At 58.5% G+C, this 14,098-nt stretch carries 12 protein-coding genes and 1 other RNA gene; 8 read left to right on the top strand and 5 right to left on the bottom strand.

What is annotated here, in order from left to right:
• Positions 1–8 precede the first annotated feature (8 nt).
• The 3 genes from C1Y42_RS13065 to zapA form a co-directional block, all read right to left on the bottom strand.
• Entirely contained in the window at positions 9–614 is a 606-nt protein-coding gene (locus C1Y42_RS13065; protein ID WP_058771549.1) for a 5-formyltetrahydrofolate cyclo-ligase, read from the bottom strand.
• 70 nt (positions 615–684) lie between these two features.
• Positions 685–868, bottom strand: a non-coding RNA gene (gene ssrS, locus C1Y42_RS13060) — 6S RNA.
• A 39-nt stretch (positions 869–907) separates the two neighbouring features.
• The gene (zapA, locus tag C1Y42_RS13055; protein ID WP_021506660.1) at positions 908–1,237 is read right to left on the bottom strand and encodes a cell division protein ZapA; all 330 of its coding nucleotides are present in this window, start codon (positions 1,235–1,237) and stop codon (positions 908–910) included.
• Between the two features lie 170 nt (positions 1,238–1,407).
• Between zapA and C1Y42_RS13050 the strand changes: the two genes are divergently transcribed.
• The 8 genes from C1Y42_RS13050 to C1Y42_RS13015 all read left to right on the top strand — a co-directional run bounded on the left by C1Y42_RS13050 (position 1,408) and on the right by C1Y42_RS13015 (position 11,611).
• Positions 1,408–1,989, top strand: coding sequence for a YecA family protein (locus tag C1Y42_RS13050; protein ID WP_104093680.1), 582 nt, complete (start codon positions 1,408–1,410; stop codon positions 1,987–1,989).
• A 50-nt stretch (positions 1,990–2,039) separates the two neighbouring features.
• On the top strand, positions 2,040–3,362 hold the full coding sequence (pepP, locus tag C1Y42_RS13045) for a Xaa-Pro aminopeptidase (protein WP_104093679.1): 1,323 nt from the start codon (positions 2,040–2,042) through the stop codon (positions 3,360–3,362).
• Positions 3,359–4,537 carry a 2-octaprenyl-6-methoxyphenyl hydroxylase gene (ubiH, locus tag C1Y42_RS13040; protein ID WP_104093678.1) on the top strand — a complete coding sequence of 393 codons (1,179 nt, stop codon included), beginning with the start codon at positions 3,359–3,361 and terminating at the stop codon, positions 4,535–4,537. Before pepP ends, ubiH begins: the two co-directional genes overlap by 4 nt.
• 20 nt (positions 4,538–4,557) lie before the next feature.
• Positions 4,558–5,760, top strand: a complete 1,203-nt coding sequence (gene ubiI, locus C1Y42_RS13035) for an FAD-dependent 2-octaprenylphenol hydroxylase (protein ID WP_104093677.1) — start codon at positions 4,558–4,560, stop codon at positions 5,758–5,760.
• Positions 5,761–6,315: 555 nt separating this feature from the next.
• Positions 6,316–7,413: a glycine cleavage system aminomethyltransferase GcvT gene (gcvT, locus tag C1Y42_RS13030; protein ID WP_104093676.1), complete on the top strand. Its 1,098-nt coding sequence runs from the start codon at positions 6,316–6,318 to the stop codon at positions 7,411–7,413.
• Positions 7,414–7,435: 22 nt separating this feature from the next.
• Positions 7,436–7,822, top strand: a complete 387-nt coding sequence (gene gcvH / locus C1Y42_RS13025; RefSeq protein ID WP_058781308.1) for a glycine cleavage system protein GcvH — start codon at positions 7,436–7,438, stop codon at positions 7,820–7,822.
• Between the two features lie 98 nt (positions 7,823–7,920).
• Positions 7,921–10,794, top strand: coding sequence for an aminomethyl-transferring glycine dehydrogenase (gcvP, locus tag C1Y42_RS13020; RefSeq protein WP_058775871.1), 2,874 nt, complete (start codon positions 7,921–7,923; stop codon positions 10,792–10,794).
• A gap of 73 nt (positions 10,795–10,867) precedes the next feature.
• Positions 10,868–11,611: an SDR family oxidoreductase gene (locus tag C1Y42_RS13015; protein WP_021506668.1), complete on the top strand. Its 744-nt coding sequence runs from the start codon at positions 10,868–10,870 to the stop codon at positions 11,609–11,611.
• A 60-nt stretch (positions 11,612–11,671) separates the two neighbouring features.
• On the opposite strand, the gene C1Y42_RS13010 is transcribed toward C1Y42_RS13015, so the two are convergent.
• The gene (locus C1Y42_RS13010; protein WP_031279480.1) at positions 11,672–13,111 is read right to left on the bottom strand and encodes a 6-phospho-beta-glucosidase; all 1,440 of its coding nucleotides are present in this window, start codon (positions 13,109–13,111) and stop codon (positions 11,672–11,674) included.
• A 124-nt stretch (positions 13,112–13,235) separates the two neighbouring features.
• On the bottom strand, positions 13,236–13,967 hold the full coding sequence (locus C1Y42_RS13005; protein WP_104093675.1) for a MurR/RpiR family transcriptional regulator: 732 nt from the start codon (positions 13,965–13,967) through the stop codon (positions 13,236–13,238).
• Positions 13,968–14,098 lie beyond the last annotated feature (131 nt).

Below are 14,098 nucleotides of genomic sequence, written 5' to 3'. Positions count from 1 at the left end.
CCCTGTCTTTATCCCGCCAGCGTTTCCCACTGCCACAGCTTTGACGGCGTCAGAATTGCCGGCAATGGCACATCCCAGGCCGCCACCGGCAGCGCATCCACGCGCTGGCAGTCGTGCGCAATACCCAGCGGTAAAAAGCCATGCTGCTGCCAGTGCTGTAGCGTGCGATCGTAAAAACCCCCGCCCATGCCTAAGCGTTGTCCCTGCGCGTCAAACGCCACCAGCGGTACCAGCATCACATCCAGCTGATCGAGTGTCGCCAGCTGCGTAATATCCAGCGGCGGCTCAGGGATGCGCAGCTTGTTAGGTCGCAGCGGGGTTTCTGGCGTGTAGCGCAAAAAAAGCAAATGACCGGGCGCAAATGGGTGCAGCACCGGCAGAAAGACCTGCTTCTTTTGCTGCCACAGTTTGGCAATCAGCGGTCGGGTATTGATTTCGCCATCGACGGAGAGAAACAGCGCGATGCGTTGTGCGCTGGCCAGCGGGGCAAAATTGATGGCATGTTCAGCCAGCAGATCGGCGGCCTCAACCTGTTGCTCAGGCGTAAGATTGCGGCGCAGATGGCGCACATGCTGACGAATATCCTGACGGTCGAGAAGAGAAGGTGCTGGCATGATGTCCCCGGCTGATAAGGCTGTTGATAGCCACATTATCACACCGGGAATAACAGGGTGGAACTAAGAGGAGATCTCCGAGATGCCGCCGCAGGCTGTAACCCTTGAACCCTTGGTTCAAGGTGAGTATGCCGTCGTAACCATCAGGCTTCTCGGACGGACCGAGCATGCTCACAGGTTACAGAGCGTCACACTCTGTTGGTATGAAATATCGGCTCAGGGGACTGGCCCGCTTGCAAACATCTCAGAGAAAATTGACTTCACCGTTACTCTAACACGAGTACCATGAAGTGTTATTCGAATTTAGGGCCCTGACGTTCAGTTATGCGACCTTGCTCAACTAATGCCTGCTCAATGGTCTGCTGCAGCATACGGATGCGTTGTTCCATATTGGCTGCGTAATCGCGCGTTTTACCTTTCTCTTGTGCCAGCTCGTGGCAAATGTTTAACGCGGCGATGAACACCAGCTGCTCTGTATTTGTGACTCTAGTGCGAACTTTTAAATCTTGCAACCGTTGATTGAGATCCTCTGCGGCCAGATTCAGCGCATCTTGCTGTTCAGGCGGACAATTCACTCTCAATGAACGACCAAAAATCTGAATATCTACCGGTTGTGCAGACATGCCACCATCCTGACTGATTACTTCGTTCGCATCTCCCTTACCTGTCAATGGGTTGGGAGGTGCGCAACTATATAGACCCGCGTGATAAGTTACAACCCCTTTTCTGGAAACCCTGAGGCACCTGGTGGTAGCATAACACGAACTTATTCTGCCAACGACGACCAAAGCTTATGTCTTTACAGAACGCAACACCCACTTACAACGCGCTGGCCGCGGCACTTTCCCGGCAGGGCGTAGGCATGACGCCCGCCGAGATGCACGGGCTGCTGTGTGGCATTCTGTGCGGCGGCAATCAGGACAGCAGCTGGAAAACCCTGGTGCACGACCTGACTAACGAGGGCATGGCGTTCTCGCAAAGCCTGTCGCAGCCGCTGCAGGCGCTGCATGAAAACCTGGCCAACACGCTGGATGAAGAGGGTTTCCTGTTCCAGCTGATGCTGCCGGATGAGGAAGACATCACGGTGTTCGATCGTGCTGACGCGCTGGCCGGCTGGGTTAATCACTTCCTGCTGGGCCTGGGCGTGACGCAGCCGAAGCTGGACAAAGTGACCGGTGAGACCGGCGAAGCGATTGACGATCTGCGCACCATTGCGCAACTTGGCTACGATGAAGATGAAGATCAGGAAGAGCTCGAACAGTCGCTGGAAGAGGTGATTGAGTACGTGCGCGTTGCCGCGCTGCTGTGCCATGACACCTTCACCCGGCCACGCACGCCGACCGCACCGGAAGTACAAAAACCTACGCTACACTAAGCGCGTCATCGTGGGCAGGTCGCTGCCCGTTTTCTACAGGGAGTGCAAATATGATTACACTGGAAACCTTCCGGCAACGTCGTCAGGCGCTGATCGCCCGCATGGCGCCCGGCAGCGCGGCTTTGATTTTTGCTGCACCTGAAGTGACGCGCAGCAACGACACCGAATATCCCTTTCGCCAGAACAGCGACTTCTGGTACTTCACCGGCTTCAACGAGCCGCAGGCGCTGCTGGTTTTAATCAAGAGCGATGACAATCATAACCATAGCGTGCTGTTTAACCGCGTACGCGACCTGACGGCAGAGATCTGGTTCGGGCGTCGGCTTGGTCAGGAAGCCGCACCGGCGAAGCTGGGCGTTGACCGCGCGCTGCCGTGGGATGCGATTGACGAGCAGCTGCACCAGCTGCTCAACGGACTCGATGTGGTCTATCACGCACAGGGTGAATACGCGGAAGCGGATACGCTGGTGTTCAGTGCGCTGGAGAAACTGCGCCGCGGTTTCCGGCAAAACCTCAGCGCGCCGGAGACGCTGACCGACTGGCGTCCCTGGGTGCATGAGATGCGCCTGTTTAAAAGCGAAGACGAGATCGCCATTCTGCGCCGCGCAGGAAAAATCAGCGCGCTGGCACATACCCGTGCGATGCAGGCGTGCCGCCCCGGTATGTTTGAATATCAGCTGGAAGGCGAAATCCATCACGAATTCACCCGCCACGGCGCGCGCTTTCCGTCTTACAACACCATTGTGGGCTCCGGTGAGAACGGCTGCATTCTGCACTACACCGAAAACGAAAGCGAAATGCGCGACGGCGATCTGGTGCTGATTGATGCCGGTTGCGAATTCCATGGCTACGCCGGCGATATTACCCGCACCTTCCCGGTTAACGGTAAATTCAGCCAGCCGCAGCGCGAGATCTACGACATCGTGCTCGCCTCGCTGTATAAGGCGCTGTCGATGTTCCGCCCGGGCATCAGCATCCATGAAGTCAACGACGAAGTGGTGCGTATCATGATCACCGGTCTGGTCGATCTGGGCATTCTGGAAGGCAATATCGATACGCTGTTTGAAGAGCAGGCGCACCGTCCGTTCTTTATGCACGGCCTTGGTCACTGGCTGGGGCTGGACGTGCATGACGTCGGCCACTACGGCACGCCCAGCCGCGACCGCCTGCTTGAGCCTGGCATGGTGCTCACCGTTGAACCGGGCCTATATATCGCGCCGGATGCCAAAGTGCCGGCGCAGTATCGCGGCATCGGTATCCGTATCGAAGACGACATCGTCATCACCGCCGACGGTAATGAAAACCTGACCGACAGCGTGGTAAAAGACGCTGAGGCGATCGAAGCACTGATGGCGGCGGCGCGCAGCGTATGAGTATCCTGATTGCAGGCGGCGGTATGACCGGCGCCACGCTGGCACTGGCGATTTCGCATCTGACGCAGGGCCAGTTGCCGGTGACGCTGATTGAACGTCATCAGCCGGACAGCCGCGCGCACCCGGGCTTTGACGGGCGCGCCATCGCGCTAGCGGCGGGCACATGTCAGCAGCTGGCGGAAATTGACCTGTGGCGTTCGCTGGCGGATTGCGCCACGCCCATTACCCACATCCACGTTTCCGATCGCGGGCACAGCGGGTTTGTTCAGCTGCAGGCTGAGGATTATCAGCTGTCGGCGTTGGGCAACGTGGTCGAGCTGTATGACGTGGGACAGCGCCTATTTAAACGTCTGCGTGAGGCACCCGGCGTGACGCTGTGCTGCCCGGATCACGTGACCTCAGTAACCCGCAGCGCCGATAGCGTGCAGGCGACGCTCAGCAGCGGCGCAACGTTACAGGGCGCGCTGCTGGTGGCCGCTGACGGCGCACGCTCGCCGCTGGCGGCATCCTGCGGCATTCGCTGGCAGAGCGACGACTACCAGCAGCTGGCGGTGATTGCCAACGTCGCGACGCAGTTGCCGCATCAGGGCCGCGCGTTTGAGCGCTTCACCCGGCATGGCCCGCTGGCGCTGCTGCCAATGTCCGGCAACCGTCTGTCGCTGGTGTGGTGCCATCCGGCGGCTGCCGAAGCCACGGTTAAGCAGTGGGACGATGCCACCTTCCTGCATGAATTACAGCGCGCCTTTGGCTGGCGGCTGGGGCGCTTTACTCACGCCGGCCAGCGCGAAATCTATCCGCTGGCGCTGCAGACCGCAGAGCGTCAGGTGACGCACCGGCTGGCGCTGGTCGGCAATGCGGCGCAGACGCTGCATCCGATCGCCGGGCAGGGCTTTAACCTCGGACTGCGCGATGTGATGTCGCTGGCTGAAACCCTTGCGGCGGCGCATCGTCACCAGCAGGATCCGGGCAGCCACGCGGTGTTGCACCATTTTGCTGCGCGCCGCCAGCCGGATCGCGCGGCGACCATTGGCGTCACCGACGGTCTGGTGCGGCTGTTCGCCAACCGTTATGCCCCGCTGGTGGCAGGACGAAATCTTGGGCTGGTGGCAATGGACCACCTGCCATGGCTGCGAAACCCACTTGCCGTGCGCACGCTCGGCTGGGTTAAGCGTTAAGCATGAATTAAGGGGCAGCAATGCAAACATTTGATGTGGCGATTGCCGGTGGCGGCATGGTCGGTCTGGCGGTGGCCTGTGGCTTACAGGGCAGCGGCCTGCGCGTTGCGGTGCTGGAAAAAGCGCCTGAGCCACAATTTGATGCGGCGGCGCCAGCGTCGGTTCGCGTCTCGGCCATCAACGCCGCCAGCGAGCGTCTGCTGCAAAAACTTGATGTCTGGTCCACCATTCTCGCGCTGCGCGCCAGCGCGTATCACGGCATGGAAGTGTGGGATCAGGACAGCTTTGGCTCGATCAGCTTTGATGACGAGCAGCAGGGGCTGTCGCACCTCGGACATATCATTGAAAACGAGGTGATTCACAGTGCGCTGTGGCAGCGCGCCAGCCAGTGCAACGACGTGACGCTGATTGCACCGGCTCAGCTGCAGCAGGTGGCGTTTGGCGATAACGAAGCCTTTATTACCCTGCAGGACGGCAGCATGATGAGCGCGCGCTTGCTGATTGCTGCGGACGGGGCCAACTCGTGGCTGCGTGACAAAGCGGATATCCCGATTACCTTCTGGGATTACGAACATCACGCGCTGGTGGCCAATGTACGCACCGATATGCCGCACGATGCCATCGCGCGCCAGGTGTTCCACGGCGACGGCATTCTGGCCTTCCTGCCGATGCAGGATCCGCACCTGTGCTCCATCGTCTGGTCGCTGTCACCGCAGGAAGCGGCGCGACTGCAATCCATGCCGGAAGCGCTGTTTAACCAGCAGCTGTCGGTGGCATTCGATATGCGCCTTGGTCTGTGCCAGGTGGAAAGCGAACGTAAAACCTTTCCGCTGACGGCGCGTTACGCCCGCAACTTTGCTGCGCACCGGCTGGCGCTGGTGGGCGATGCGGCGCATACCATCCATCCGCTGGCCGGGCAGGGGGTTAACCTCGGCTTTATGGATGCCGCCGAGCTGATTGGCGAAATCCGCCGTCTGCATCAGCAGGGCAAAGATATCGGCCAGCATCTCTATTTGCGGCGTTATGAACGCAGCCGCAAGCACAGCGCAGCGCTGATGCTGGCCGGCATGCAGGGTTTCCGTGAGCTGTTTGCCGGGCAGCATCCGGCGAAAAAACTGCTGCGCGACGTCGGGCTGAAGCTGGCCGACACGCTGCCCGGCGTGAAGCCGTTACTGCTGAAGCAGGCCATGGGCCTCAACGACCTGCCCGGCTGGATCCGCTAACCCTCCTTATTACGGCACCGTTTCAGGTGCCGTTTTTCCTGCACTGACGTTACGCGATCGCCCTCAAGGGTGGGCGTGGCAGTCGGCTGCCGCTCATGAATCACCGAACTGCACAGCGTTGTCGCCATCCATCGCGACCCTGTGCGCACCCGGTAACGCCACTGCAAAACCCGCCCCGGCACCATTATTGTGCATCGCTGCACCCAAATTGCCCTTCATTTGATTTATTCTAATTTCAGGTCTCAATTCGCATTACTTTAACTAATCCAAAATGCTTTTTGCTCCCGAACCATTTCCCTTGTCTGCGGCACAGGTTCCATTATTCGGCTGAATTACTGCGCAACAGGTGAATTATATGCGCGGTAAATCACATAAATGCAGTGAGATGTGCTGTCGTGGCTGCCGGGGCAGCACAAAGGATGATAAGGTTTCACCCTCGTTTTCCTTATGGTTAATTGCCGTATTCGGTGGTAACTTCAGCGTAAAGAGAACGTTTGCGTCGCTCAAAACTGACGGCGCAGGCGCGTCACACTCACTTGTCTTCACAGGATGGTTATGACTCAGCAAACGCCTCTATTCGAACAGCATCAGGCCTGCGGTGCCCGCATGGTGGACTTCCACGGCTGGATGATGCCGCTGCACTACGGCTCGCAAATGGATGAGCACCATGCGGTGCGCAACGATGCCGGAATGTTTGACGTTTCCCACATGACCATTGTCGATCTGCACGGCGCGCGCACCCGTGAATTTCTGCGTTACCTGCTGGCCAACGACGTCGCCAAACTGACCCAGCCCGGCAAAGCCCTCTATACCGGCATGCTGAATGCTTCAGCTGGCGTCATTGATGATTTAATTGTTTACTTTATGAGCGAAGATTTCTTCCGCCTGGTGGTCAATTCCGCCACGCGCGAGAAGGATCTGGCGTGGATCGCTGAGCATGTGCAGCCGTTTGGGGTTGCGCTCACCGAGCGTGACGATCTGGCGCTGATCGCTGTACAGGGACCGAACGCGCAGCAAAAAGCACAGAGCCTGTTAAGCGCGGCACAGCGTGACGCGGTGGCAGGCATGAAGCCGTTCTTTGGCGTACAGGCCGGCGATCTGTTTATCGCCACGACCGGTTATACCGGTGAAGCCGGTTATGAAATCGCCCTGCCTGCTGCTCAGGCCGCAGATTTCTGGCAGCAGCTGCTGGCCGCGGGCGTGAAACCAGCCGGACTGGGCGCACGCGATACGCTGCGTCTCGAAGCTGGCATGAATCTGTATGGTCAGGAAATGGATGAAGGCGTTTCGCCGCTGGCCGCCAACATGGGCTGGACCATCAGCTGGGAGCCCGCCGACCGTGACTTCATTGGCCGTGAGGCGCTGGAAGCGCAGCGCGAGAACGGCACGGAAAAGCTGGTCGGGCTGGTGATGACCGAAAAAGGCGTGCTGCGTAACGGTCTGACGGTGCGCTTTACCGATGCGCAGGGACAGCCGCAGCAGGGCATCATTACCAGCGGCTCCTTCTCGCCAACGCTGGGCTATAGCATTGCGCTGGCGCGCGTGCCGGCCAGTATCGGTGAGCAGGCGATTGTTGAAATCCGCAATCGTGAAATGCCGGTGAAAGTGACTAAACCTATTTTTGTTCGCGCCGGCAAGCCGGTCGCTCAGTAATTTTTTTTCAGGAGAAATGGCGATGAGCAATGTGCCAAATGAATTGAAGTACCGTGATAGCCACGAGTGGGTGCGTAAAGAAGCTGACGGTACGTTTACCGTGGGCATCACCGAACACGCGCAGGAACTGCTGGGCGACATGGTGTTTGTCGACCTGCCTGACGTGGGCGCCAGCTTTGCCGCCGGTGACGACTGTGCGGTAGCCGAATCCGTGAAAGCGGCATCGGATATCTATGCCCCGTTGAGCGGTGAAATCGTGGCGGTCAACGAAGCGCTGGGCGATGCCCCGGAGCTGGTTAACAGCGAACCGTATGCCGCCGGCTGGCTGTTTCGCATCAAAGCCAGCGACGAGTCCGAGCTCGACGCGATGCTCGATGCCGCTGCCTACAAAGCGTCCATCGACGAGTAACCGGTAGTCTCTGAAGGTGCTGCACTGCGGCGCCTTCTTTTTTATCTGCCTGTTTTAATGCCATTTTGTCACCCAGCCCGATTCAGGATGTACTGTAAATGACCCAGACTCTCAGCCAGCTCGAACATAACGGTGCTTTTATTGAGCGCCATATCGGTCCTGATGCCGCGCAGCAGGCCACCATGCTGGAAGCGATTGGTGCCAGCTCGCTGGCTTCGCTGATCGCTTCAATTGTGCCTGCTGATATCCAGCTGCCAGGCCCGCCGGCGGTAGGCGATGCCGCGACTGAACAGCAGGCGCTGGCAGAGCTGAAAGCCATTGCCAGCCAGAATCAGCGTTACAAATCCTGGATTGGAATGGGTTACAGCGCCGTGATCACCCCGCCGGTGATTCTGCGCAACATGCTGGAAAACCCGGGCTGGTACACGGCGTACACGCCGTATCAGCCGGAAGTGTCGCAGGGCCGTCTGGAAGCGCTGCTCAACTTCCAGACCCTGACGCTCGATCTCACCGGGCTGGATATCGCTTCAGCTTCACTGCTGGATGAAGCCACCGCGGCCGCCGAAGCGATGGCGATGGCTAAACGCGTCAGCAAGCTGAAAAACGCGACCAAATTCTTTATCGCCGATGACATCCATCCGCAAACGCTGGATGTGGTGCGCACCCGCGCCGAAACCTTTGGCTTTGAGCTGATTATCGATCGCGCCGAAAAAGCCCGCGAGCACGACGATCTGTTTGGCGTGCTGCTGCAGCAGGTCGGTACCAGCGGAGAAGTGCACGACTACCGTGAACTGATTGCTGAGCTGAAAAGCCGCAAAGTGGTGGTGAGCGTGGCGGCGGATTTCATGGCGCTGGTGCAGCTGGAAGCGCCGGGCAAACAGGGTGCTGATATCGTCTTTGGTTCCGCCCAGCGCTTTGGCGTACCGATGGGCTACGGCGGTCCGCACGCGGCCTTCTTTGCCAGCCGTGATGAGCACAAGCGCTCCATGCCGGGCCGCATCATCGGTGTGTCACGCGATGCCGCCGGTAACACCGCGCTGCGCATGGCGATGCAGACGCGCGAACAACACATCCGCCGTGAGAAAGCCAACTCCAACATCTGTACTTCCCAGGTGCTGCTGGCGAATATCGCCGGCCTGTACGCGGTTTACCATGGCCCGGCCGGACTGAAGCGCATCGCCTCGCGCATTCACCGTCTGACCTCGATTCTGGCAGCAGGCCTGCAAAACGGCGGCCTGAAGCTGCGCCATCACAGCTGGTTCGATACGCTGACCGTTGAAGTTGCCGATAAAGCGGCGGTGCTGAACCGTGCGCTGAGCTTCGGCGTCAACCTGCGCAGCGATATCCTCAATGCGGTCGGTATCACGCTGGATGAAACCACCACGCGTGAAGACGTGCTGGCGCTGTTTGCCATTCTGCTGGGCGATGCGCACGGCCAGGATATCGAGGCGCTGGACGCCGCGGTGGCGGCGGAAAATAGCGCCATTCCGGCAGGCCAGCAGCGTACCAGCGAATTCCTTACCCATCCGGTGTTCAACCGTCATCACAGCGAAACTGAGATGATGCGCTATATGCACAGCCTGGAGAAAAAGGATCTGGCGCTGAATCAGGCAATGATCCCGCTCGGCTCATGCACCATGAAACTGAATGCCGCCGCCGAAATGATTCCGATCACCTGGCCGGAATTCGCTGAACTGCACCCGTTCTGCCCGGCAGAGCAGGCGAGCGGTTATCTGCAGATGATCGGCCAGCTGTCCCAGTGGCTGGTTCAGCTCACCGGGTACGATGCGCTGTGCATGCAGCCGAACTCTGGTGCGCAGGGCGAATACGCCGGTCTGCTGGCCATCCGTCGCTATCATGAGAGCCGTAATGAAGCGGGCCGCACGATCTGTCTGATCCCGAGTTCGGCACATGGCACCAACCCGGCGTCCGCGCAGATGGCGGGCATGGCGGTCGTGGTGGTGGCCTGTGATAAGCAGGGCAACATCGATCTCGGCGATCTGCGTGAAAAAGCAGCGCAGGCCGGTGACGCGCTGTCGTGCATCATGGTGACCTATCCGTCGACGCACGGCGTCTACGAAGAGACCATTCGCGAAGTGTGCCAGATCGTGCATCAGTACGGCGGCCAGGTGTACCTCGACGGCGCAAACATGAACGCGCAGGTTGGGATCACCACGCCTGGCTACATTGGCGCTGACGTGTCGCATCTCAACCTGCACAAAACCTTCTGCATTCCGCACGGCGGTGGCGGTCCGGGCATGGGGCCGATCGGGGTAAAAGCGCATCTGGCGCCATTCGTACCGGGCCACAGCGTGGTGCAGATTGACGGCGTGCTGACCCAGCAGGGCGCGGTTTCTGCGGCGCCGTTCGGCAGTGCATCTATTCTGCCCATCAGCTGGATGTACATTCGCATGATGGGTGCCGAAGGGCTGAAGCAGGCCAGCTCGGTGGCGATTCTCAACGCCAACTACATCGCCAGCCGGCTGCAGTCGGCGTACCCGATTCTGTACGCCGGCCGCGACGGCCGCGTGGCGCATGAGTGCATTCTCGACATTCGTCCGCTGAAAGAGCAGACCGGCATCAGCGAGCTGGATATCGCGAAACGCCTGATCGACTATGGCTTCCATGCGCCGACCATGTCTTTCCCGGTCGCCGGCACGCTGATGGTCGAGCCGACTGAGTCCGAGAGCAAAATCGAGCTGGACCGCTTTATTGACGCGATGCTGGCGATCCGCATGGAAATTGATCGCGTGGCCGACGGTGAATGGCCGGCTGACGACAACCCGCTGGTGAATGCACCACATACCCAGATGGAAATCGTCGGCGACTGGAGTCATCCGTACAGCCGCGAGCTGGCGGTCTTCCCGGCCGGCAGCGCCAACAAATACTGGCCGACCGTTAAGCGTCTGGACGATGTGTTTGGCGATCGCAATGTGTTCTGTTCATGCGTTCCGATGAGCGAATACCAGTAATCTGCAGGCGTAATTCAAACCCTTCAGTAATACTCAAGGCCGATTTGTCGGCCTTTTTTTATGGGAGAAGCATATGGATCTGGCACTGGTCACCGGCGGTAGCCGCGGAATTGGACGGGCAACATCGCTGCTGCTGGCGCAGGCGGGTTATCGCGTGGCAATCAATTTTCGGCAGCGCGAAGCAGAAGCGTTGCAGGTGGTGGCAGATATCGAAGCGCAGGGCGGCAGCGCGTTTGCCTTACAGGCGGATATTGCCGATGAAGCGCAGGTGGTGCGCATGTTCCGCCAGCTGGATCAGCAGCCGGGCGCGCTGCGCGTGCTGGTGAATAACGCCGGTATTCTCTTCTCCCAGTGCCGGGTTGAGGATCTGGATGCTGCGCGCATTCAGCGCGTGCTGGCAACCAACGTCACCGGCACGTTTATCTGCTGTCGCGAAGCGGTAAAACGCATGAGCACCGCACACGGCGGTCAGGGCGGCGCCATTGTTAACGTCTCGTCAGCGGCCGCGCGTACCGGCTCGCCCAATGAGTATGTCGATTACGCGGCGTCGAAAGGCGCGATGGATACGCTGACCAGAGGTTTGTCACTGGAAGTGGCGGCGCAGGGGATTCGCGTCAACAGCGTGCGGCCAGGGCTGATCTACACCGATATGCATGCCGACGGCGGCGAGCCGGGGCGCGTTGATCGTCTCGCGGCATCGCTGCCGATGCAGCGCGGCGGCCAGGCGGAGGAGATCGCTGCCGCCATCGTCTGGCTGGCCAGTGACGCCGCTTCATACGTCACCGGCAGCTTTATTGATGCATCAGGCGGCCGTTGAGCCGCACTTCACAGCCTGTCTGCGCGCGGCGCACATTTATACGTCGCGCGCCATTAGCGGTTACAACACTTCACCATTGCTGGCAATTACCTGCTGATACCAGGCGAAACTCTTCTTCTTCGAACGGGCAAAGCTGCCGCTGCCGTCATCGTTTTTATCAACGTGGATAAAGCCGTAGCGCTTGCTGTACTGGCCGGTGGTAAAGGAGACGCAGTCGATGCAGCCCCACGGCGTATAGCCCAGCAGATCGACACCATCCAGCGCCACCGCTTTTTTCATCTCTTCGATGTGCGCGCGCAGATAATCAATGCGGTAGTCATCTTCGATTACGCCCTCAGCATTGGCTTTATCAATGGCACCAAAGCCGTTCTCAACGATAAACAGCGGCTTCTGATAGCGCTCATACAGCGCATTCAGCACGTAGCGCAGGCCGACCGGATCAATCTGCCAGCCCCAGTCGGACGCTTTCACATGCGGGTTAGGCACTACGCCGTCGAAGCCGGTGATCGGGTCGTCGACGCCGCTGGCTTTGGTGTCCACCGCATTGCTCATGTAGTAGCTGAAACCGATGTAGTCGCAGCAGCCCTGACGCAGCGTTTCGGCGTCATCGGCTTCCATCTCAATGTGATAGCCCTTGCGCGCCCACTCTTTAAGCGTATAAGCCGGGTACGCGCCGCGCATCTGCACGTCGCTGAACACGTAGCGCTGATGCATCGACTCCTGTGCGCGCATCACGTCATCCGGATGGCAGGAGAACGGATAGACCGGTACCATGGCGATCATGCAGCCAATCTGGAAATCCGGGTTGATTTCGTGGCCGCGCTTCACCACTTTGGCACTGGCAACGAACTGGTGATGCATCACCTGATACATCGTCTGCTCCGGCTTTTCATGCTCTGTGAACACGACGCCGGAGCAGCAGTAGCCGAACAGTGGATACTGCCAGTTGCGCTGGTTATTGATTTCATTGAAGGTCATCCAGTACTTCACTTTGTGGCGATAGCGCGTCATCACCACGTCACTGAAGCGCACAAAGAAATCGACCACTTTGCGATTAGCCCAGCCGCCGTACTCTTTAACCAGATGATAAGGCATCTCAAAGTGCGACAGGGTAATCACCGGTTCGATGCCATATTTCAGCAGTTCATCAAACAGGTCATCGTAAAATTGCAGGCCGGCTTCATTGGGCTGCAGTTCATCGCCGTTGGGGAAAATGCGCGTCCAGGCAATCGAGGTGCGGAAGCATTTGAAACCCATCTCGGCAAACAGCGCCACGTCCTGTTTGTAGTGCGAATAGAATTCCACCGCCTGATGGTTGGGATAGTGCTGGCCGGGCTGAACGCCGGGCGTGATGACGCGATCTACGCCGTGTGCGCCGCCGGTGAGAACATCGGCGATACTGACGCCTTTGCCGCCCTGATCCCAGCCGCCCTCAACCTGATGGGCTGCCACCGCGCCGCCCCAGAGAAATCCGCTGGGTAACTGCAATCCTTCACTCATTTCAATACCTCGTCACGCTGTTGGCGAAAATAATACTGCCCGCAGTGTAACAACTGAAATAGCAAAGTCACGCTATAACACCGGCGCGGAAATGTGACTTGTTACCGCCGAAAAACAGGCTGTTTTATACCTGCGTGAGGCGGGCAATATAACGGCCCAGCGTCTCCAGAATATAAATGACCGGTACCTGGGTGGTAATATCGAAGCGGTCAGGCAGTTTCTCCTGCGGCACATGATAGGAGAGATTGAAATCCGCCATTTTCGCCAGCGAGCAGTTGTCGTGATTGGTGATGGAGATGATTTTACAGTGATGCAGGCTGAACTGACTGGCAAAGCGCAGGATCTCTTCGGTTTCGCCAGAGACGGATAAAATAATCGCCAGCGCATTTTCCCAGGCGCTCTTACTCACCGGGTAATAAGGATCATCGATGTGATGGCTGAATTTGCCAATATTAGAAAAATAGCGCGCACCATATTTGCCAAGGCTGCCTGAAGTACCAGCACCAATAAAGAAAATGTGCTCAGCCTCAATAATCATTTGCGCCGCGGTGGCAATCTGCTGATCAAATTCTGCGTTATTGATGCTTTTAAAAAAGCTCAGCATTTCACCGACACCGGAGGGCAGCAGCACCGGCGCGCTTTCCTCCTGCGCCAGGCGAAAACGGATACGGAATTCTGACCAGCCGTCACAGTGCATTTTGCGGCAGAAGCGCAGCACCGTGGTGGTCGAGACGCCCGCCTGCGCCGCCAGTTCGCGGATGGTCATATAACTGACACTTTCCCGGTGTTTGATGATGAAGTGATAAACCTGCATCTCAAGGTCATTCAAACGGGACAGGTCGCTGTGTGAAAACATTCGGGCGGCGCTCACGGCAAAAAGAAGCCTCAGTGTAACAGATTGGTTTGCCGCTGGGTTGTCACACCTCTTCACAGAATAATTTTAGCGTACATGTGTACTCTGAAATTGTTCTTCGCTACTCTGGTGCA

The sequence above is a fragment of the Pantoea sp. ICBG 985 genome, from assembly GCF_002928365.1.
Lineage (GTDB): Bacteria > Pseudomonadota > Gammaproteobacteria > Enterobacterales > Enterobacteriaceae > Pantoea > Pantoea dispersa.
The sequence above is the reverse complement of the archived record's forward strand: the minus strand, read 5'-3'. Positions and strand labels throughout refer to the sequence as shown.